Origin of the sequence: Paenibacillus xylanivorans (genome assembly GCF_001280595.1) — a bacterium.
GTDB lineage: Bacteria > Bacillota > Bacilli > Paenibacillales > Paenibacillaceae > Paenibacillus > Paenibacillus xylanivorans.
In genome coordinates this window covers 409,039-415,511 of sequence record NZ_LITU01000059.1, presented here as the reverse complement: position 1 = coordinate 415,511, position 6,473 = coordinate 409,039, and the positions used below count along the sequence as shown (strand labels likewise).

The following is a 6,473-nucleotide window of genomic DNA, read 5'->3' as shown; positions in this document are numbered from 1 at the left end:
TTTCTGGAGAAAGCCTACACGTGGGACACAGTCAGAGCATCTGGGTTGCTGTCTGCGTTCTTCCTCAGCTTCTCGCTCGGACGACTGCTACTTGGTCCATTGACGGACCGAATCGGTTTCGTACTATCGCTGATTCTGTTCTCCGCTTTCTCGGCGGTATGTACATTCCTGGCGATTGGGGGCGGGGAGGAGCTTGCATTCTTCTTTGCTGTATCGGGTGCAGGTATTGCGATGATCTATCCAACGGTGATGGCGTTTATCGCGCGCAGATATCCCAACGGCAGTGACACGGCGATTACGTTCACGGTTACGCTGATGGGGGTTGGTAGTGTCATCGGTAACTATCTGATTGGCTGGGTGATTGAGGGCGTGAAGAATGCGTATGGTCCAACCACTCAGCTGGGGCTATTGCGTGGACTTCAGGCAGGGTATGGGTTTATCGGTCTGTGCGCTGTGATCTGTGCGGCATCTGGAGTGGTATTGTATGGGTATTTGAAGCGGAGGCAGGAACTGATTTAGTTATCATTTTTTGGTTCAAAACAGAGATCGATGCTTGATGTACAAGAAAATAAAGTATTGGACTGACGACGTTTCTTTAAGCTAACTGGAAACGATAGTGGAATAACTCATTGATGAGCAGGTGCTTCGATATCCTGCTCTTTTTATTAAGCTAACGGGCAGGAAAGTTTATTCGCGCTGAACCGTATCACAAATAATGGTAAAGCAGAGGAGTGAGCTGAAGGTTGATGCTTCGATGTTAAATCTCCAAATTGGGGCACAACAATGTGGCACATGTGGAATTTATAATATTGATGGTGCATACCATCGCAAAAAATTTTATATCATAATATGCTCTTCTTAGACATCGATGCTTTTATATTTAGGAGGAGAGAAATTATGAATAAAAGAATTACAGATTTCGAAAGTCTTATTAAAACAGACTATGGTAATATTGCTGGTATTGTGGTGATGCATGGCGGCGAAAAGGTATATGAAGGCTATTTTGACGGCTACACCGCTGACGATACTATTCACATTGCATCGGTGACAAAGAGCGTTGTATCTGCGCTGATTGGCATTGCCATAGATAAAGGCTATATTGAAAGCATAGAACAGAAAGTATTGGAATTTTTCCCCGATTACACGGTCAAACGCGGCGAAAAAACGATACAGAATGTCACAATAAAAAATATGCTGACAATGACAGCACCGTATAAATACAAGTCGGAGCCATATACAAAGGTTTATACAAGCGATGATTGGACAAAAGCTGCGCTGGACTTGTTGGGCGGTAAGAGCGGTCTTGGAGGGTTTAAATATTCCACCATCGGTATACAGATTTTGTCAGGAATTCTCACAAATGCAACAGGCCAATCTGTGCTTGATTTTGCCACAGAAAATCTGTTTGAACCACTTGGAATCAAAGCACCCCATAATGCGATTGTAAATTGCAAAGAGGAGTATTTTGCTTTTCTTAAGGATAGATATGTTCGTGGTTGGGTGGTGGATCCCACAGGCACGAACACTGCCGGTTGGGGACTTACCTTAACGCCACGGGATATGGCAAAAATCGGTCAGCTATACTTAAATGGAGGTTTTTGGAACGGCAAGCAATTTCTATCCTCACAATGGATCGAGAACAGTACCAAAGAAAACAGTCGATGGGGAGAGTTACCATACGGATATTTGTGGTGGATTGTTGACAACAAGGAACATGGTAGTTATACAGCTTTGGGCGACGGTGGAAATGCGATTTTCGTAAATACCGAGAAGAAAATGGTAATTGCTATCGCCTCTCGTTTTATGCCACGTGCGAAGAACAGAATTGAATTGATTGAAAAGCATATTGTACCGTTATTTAAGGATAATCAGTTTGTTGCTAGACAACAAAGTAGACACGGGGAACCAGACCAAATGTAACGGAAAAAACTTGCATTCTCGGAGTTGAGTGTAAAAAGTCATCAGGTGGTCGTTGTAGTTGTGCGAGGTGTCGCAACAAATGAGACAAGTTAATATGCTACTGGTGTTTTTTTATTGTTACTATGCTTGCCGCCTGCAGTGGAGGCGAGAAGGCTGAATCATCCGAAGTTTACCGTTATTATGCTCGAATGGGGACTGATGGAAGGCATTGATCCAGCTAAATATATCGATAAAACCATAGAGATAGAGCGATTTACTGCGAATGGAAGCCTGGCGATTAAGTGGGAATTTCTCGTCACTGTGTTTCTTACTGACGGCAAGCCAATCGGTGGCATCGAAACAGTTCTAGACATCAATGTGAAAGGCATGTTCACTCTGGATGGCAAGACGCTACTGGAGGTAACGGGCAAGTCCTTTGCGGAGTGGCAACGAGAATGGTTGTATCGGTACGGAGGGTTACAAGAACCGTATCTTATTTCCGTCAAATATCACCGAATCAGCCATTATTCCACTGAAAGTATTATAGCGCCACGTTGTTAAGCTAACGGGTAACGTTAGTTCAATAAAACCAAAGAGGCAGCCGATCTACATGATTGGTTGCCTTTGTTCAAGTAATGGACAATTTAGTTCTAAACCGTATTCAACTCCTCATTTTGGGAAAAATAAAATATCCCAACTACGAGGTGCTTGCATTTGATAAAGCTAATTTTGACAATCGTTTTAGCGCTCGGGTTAACTTCGCTGATCGAAACTCCAGCTTCAGGCGAAGAAACTCTGCCAGTAACAGACACAACTCAATGCTCGTTAATTCAGCAGGCGTTGATAATTGAATTAAATCCTCAAATAATGAGTATTCTTCGTCAAAAGTATCACAACAACTTTTTGTTCGCGAACGTCCATGTGTTGCCGATTAAAAGTTTGGATGACAGTGAGTTTGAGTTCATTTTGGAAATGACAGTAATGAAAGGAGAACAGCCAGAAAAAGTTCAAATGACGTTTCGTCGAGATGGTCTTAATGGCTATATGGTAGCTCATCTTAATGTTTTCACTCCTGAGAAACATGATTTAACTAATGGGAAACGATAGCTCAAAGATCCACAAGGAACACGTCGTTGATAATCTAAATGCTTTAGAATGAGAATTAGAAAAGATGATATTGACCCAATTGAGAGTCACTTTCCATTGTCAAAAAAGGATTACGCAAACGAGAAACGATAGCGCGACGATTGAACTCTCCCAATAAATTTGGCAGACGAATGGAGAACTTCATCGTTATAGCTTCCTTTTAATGAAGTATATTCATGCTGTTAATGGACTACGCTTAAGGTTAAATATTATCTTATGAGGGAGGACATCGCTTCTTGAAATTTGAACTAGGACGTTGCTTACTGAATGAACGATTGATGGAATCCGGAAAGTCAGCGGAATGGCTGGCAAAGGAATTGCTTTTTAAACCGGAACGAGTTTACGACTTTATTGAAAACAAAAGAGTGATGCCACTCAAAATTGCCATATCTATCGCCGATTCCATCAGTTGTGATGTTCGTGCCTTGTATGAATTAATTTCGAATGATAATGAAGCAATGTGAGATTAATGGAATAAGTGGTAGGTTGAATGCATTAAGGCTACATATGTGATTCATTAAGCTAACGGGCAGGTTATTTCAAACCGTGTCGAGAGTACTTCGTAAAAACTCACAAAGGCAGGAAAGTACGGGAATCATGTGGAATAAATATACAGCTTTATCTTTTTTGGAGGTTGTAAAAGAGCGTTTCCGACACATATTGTATCTGCAGGCGGAATTGTAGAAGATGGAACTGGAAATATCCTTTTAGTATAAGCCCATGACGATGGTTGGGTATATCCTGGTGGGATAACTGAAGTGGGAGAAAACCTGATTGACGGTGTGATTCGTGAAATCAAAGAGGAAAGTGGAATAGACGTCACGGTTAGCCATTTAATTAGTGTTGTTTCGAATACAGCAATCCATAAGTGATATGACGGTGTGACTGATGTCCCTACGAAGGTCATGTTTGATTTCGTGTGTAAAGCTGTGGGTGGAGAGTTAGCTACTTCTATTGAAACGAGCGAATGTAGGTGGGTTCCAAAGGAAAATGTTCTGGATTTGATTACTTTACCTGGAATCCGCATGCGTTATGAAGCTTATTTGAACTTTAACGGCTCTGTGAATTATTTGGAGTATGTCACTGCGTCAACGACAGAATTTAATGTCAAGCTTCAAAGGAGTGTTTAGTTGTACGAGGGATCGTGTATTGATCTAACGGGATACTCTAGCTCAATAAAATAAGAAAGCAGCTGATCAATTGTGAACTGCCCCCCTGTTGTAAGACACCATCTAGCAATGGGGGTGCAGTTTACGTGATCGGCTGCCTTTGTTCAACTAACTCAGGTTAGTTCATAACTGCAAGTTTACTGCATGGGGAGCTTAAAATGAAGTTCCTGTTAAATATTGAATCTGCAGTCGTAAATTGTAGAGATTAATACTTGAATTGGATTGTCAAACGCTCTAACTGCTGTGACATATCCGACAAGGTTGTGGCTAAGCTCGTAATTTGCTCCATTGAAGCCAGTTGTTCTTCTGAAGATGCAGCTATATTTTGTGAGTTGTCTGCAGCTTGAAGCGCAAGATTGGAGACTTGCTCTTGACCCGCTGTTATTTCCTGGACACTTGCAGTTATCTGCTGTGTAACACTGGCGAGTTCTTCCGTTTGTTGCGCGATAAAGTTTGTGGACCCCACAATTTTGTTGAACTGTTGTTCTGTCTCACTAGCAATCTGTATACCGGAGTCAACGTCCTGTTTAACTCGTTCCAACGTTTTAAGAGATTGCTCTATGTCTGTACGCATATCATGAATCAACGTGGAAATCTGCCCGGATGACTGATTCGATTGTTCAGCAAGTTTTCTCACTTCAGCAGCAACTACGGAGAAACCGCGGCCTTCTTCTCCTGCACGGGCAGCCTCAATCGAAGCATTTAAAGCCAGAAGGTTAGTCTGCTTTGCGATATCCGTAATGGCATGTAGCATCGTACCGATCTGCTGGCTGCGTTCATCAAGCATCCTCATTACTACATCGGTTTCATTAACGGAATGGTTAATCAGGTTCATTTGCTTCGTCGTGTGCTCTATGGCAGTACTACCTATATTCGCTAATTCCATCGCATCAACAGAAGAATCAGCAATAGTTGATGAGCTTTCCGCTATTCGCTGGATACCAATTGATATTTCCTCGAGTGAGTTGGTTGTCCTTTGAAGCATCATTTGTTGCTCTTGTGCGCCGACTGCGGATTCTTGGATCGAAATGGTGATATTCTCAGTTGCTTGACTGGTGTGCTCTGCTCCAAGGGTCAATTCTTTGGAGGATGAAGCTACCTGCTTTGTGGAGAGATCGACTTGTTTAATAAGATGTCTCATGTTTTTAATCATTTCATTAAAGTCTTTAGACAGCTCGCCTATTTCATCTTTGGACTTCATTTTGACTTCTTCAACGGTTAGATCACCGTCCGCAACTGACTTCAGTCGCTTTGCGATCTTAAGGATAGGCTTCGTTAGACGCCCTGAGACGATGCTGACGATAACTGATCCGAGAACTACTGCAACTGCCGTAACCATTATTACAAGATAAAGAACTTGCGTTGCACCGCTGTTGAACTCACTTAAATATGCACCTGAACCAATTATCCAGCCCCAATGTGGATCCATTTCAACATATGAAACTTTCGTTTCTATTTCACCTGTATCAGGTAGAGCCCACTTGTAGGTGACAAATCCCCCTCCGGCTGATCCAACCTTAACAAGCTCTTTCCCCAAATACACGCCATCTTCCGTTACGACATCTGTCAAATCCTGACCTTCATTTGAAGGATTCATCACGGAATGAGCACCCTTATCAACTGCCCATGGATATCCTGTTTCCCCTACAGTATATTCACTTTTTACAGGCCGCTTATTATCTGCATTTTTTTCACCAAGCAGTTCGACGCGGAGTTTTTCCTGTGCTTGCTCCAATGTTAAATCTCCGCTCTCTACTTGCTCATTTAGGAGGTTAATCATGCCAATAACCATATTCACACTATTTTCAAGTGCTGCCTTGCCTGATTCATTCATTTCATTTTTCGAAACCGTATACGAAGTGAACCCTATCACGATCGTGGGCACAATTAGTATAGCCAAGCATAGAGTGACTAACTTTGTTCTCAAAGATCTCATTTTTAGTATGGATACAATCTTTGTTTTCACTGTATTTCCCCCTCAACACAACAATTTACAGCTCCCATAACTTTAATAGTTAAAATTTAAAATAAAAGTCTGTACATAATATATCGAAAAAATATACTGTAAAATGAAGTCCTTGATCTATGCCTTTACTCTTATCTAAATCCACTTGACCTACTAAAAACATTGCGACTAGGATTTCGTGTTGGTTTATTGGTTTTTGTATAGAAATGAGTAATAACAAATATGAAGTATATTCATGCTGTTAATGGACTACGCTTAAGGTTAAATGTGCTCTTTATGAGGGAGGTCATCGT

Annotated in this window: 6 protein-coding genes and 1 pseudogene; 6 read left to right on the top strand and 1 reads right to left on the bottom strand. The window is 41.6% G+C overall.

Annotated elements, in window-relative coordinates; genetic code table 11:
- From AMS66_RS33760 to AMS66_RS34560, 6 genes and pseudogenes are all read left to right on the top strand, one after another.
- The coding region (locus tag AMS66_RS33760) for an MFS transporter (protein ID WP_236703409.1) at positions 1 to 519 on the top strand (519 nt) is incomplete at its 5' end.
- A 378-nt stretch (positions 520 to 897) separates the two neighbouring features.
- Positions 898 to 1,920 carry a serine hydrolase domain-containing protein gene (locus AMS66_RS14830; protein WP_053781511.1) on the top strand — a complete coding sequence of 341 codons (1,023 nt, stop codon included), beginning with the start codon at positions 898 to 900 and terminating at the stop codon, positions 1,918 to 1,920.
- 126 nt (positions 1,921 to 2,046) lie between these two features.
- On the top strand, positions 2,047 to 2,460 hold the full coding sequence (locus AMS66_RS14825) for a hypothetical protein (RefSeq protein ID WP_201782179.1): 414 nt from the start codon (positions 2,047 to 2,049) through the stop codon (positions 2,458 to 2,460).
- 153 nt (positions 2,461 to 2,613) lie between these two features.
- Entirely contained in the window at positions 2,614 to 3,006 is a 393-nt protein-coding gene (locus AMS66_RS14820) for a hypothetical protein (RefSeq protein ID WP_053781509.1), read from the top strand.
- 275 nt (positions 3,007 to 3,281) lie between these two features.
- Positions 3,282 to 3,509 carry a hypothetical protein gene (locus tag AMS66_RS14815; protein ID WP_053781508.1) on the top strand — a complete coding sequence of 76 codons (228 nt, stop codon included), beginning with the start codon at positions 3,282 to 3,284 and terminating at the stop codon, positions 3,507 to 3,509.
- 267 nt (positions 3,510 to 3,776) lie between these two features.
- Positions 3,777 to 3,917 (top strand): annotated as a pseudogene (locus AMS66_RS34560) (NUDIX domain-containing protein); the annotation flags it as partial.
- A 502-nt stretch (positions 3,918 to 4,419) separates the two neighbouring features.
- On the opposite strand, the gene AMS66_RS14805 reads toward AMS66_RS34560, so the two are convergent.
- Positions 4,420 to 6,180, bottom strand: a complete 1,761-nt coding sequence (locus AMS66_RS14805) for a methyl-accepting chemotaxis protein (RefSeq protein WP_082350703.1) — start codon at positions 6,178 to 6,180, stop codon at positions 4,420 to 4,422.
- Positions 6,181 to 6,473: the final 293 nt, after the last annotated feature.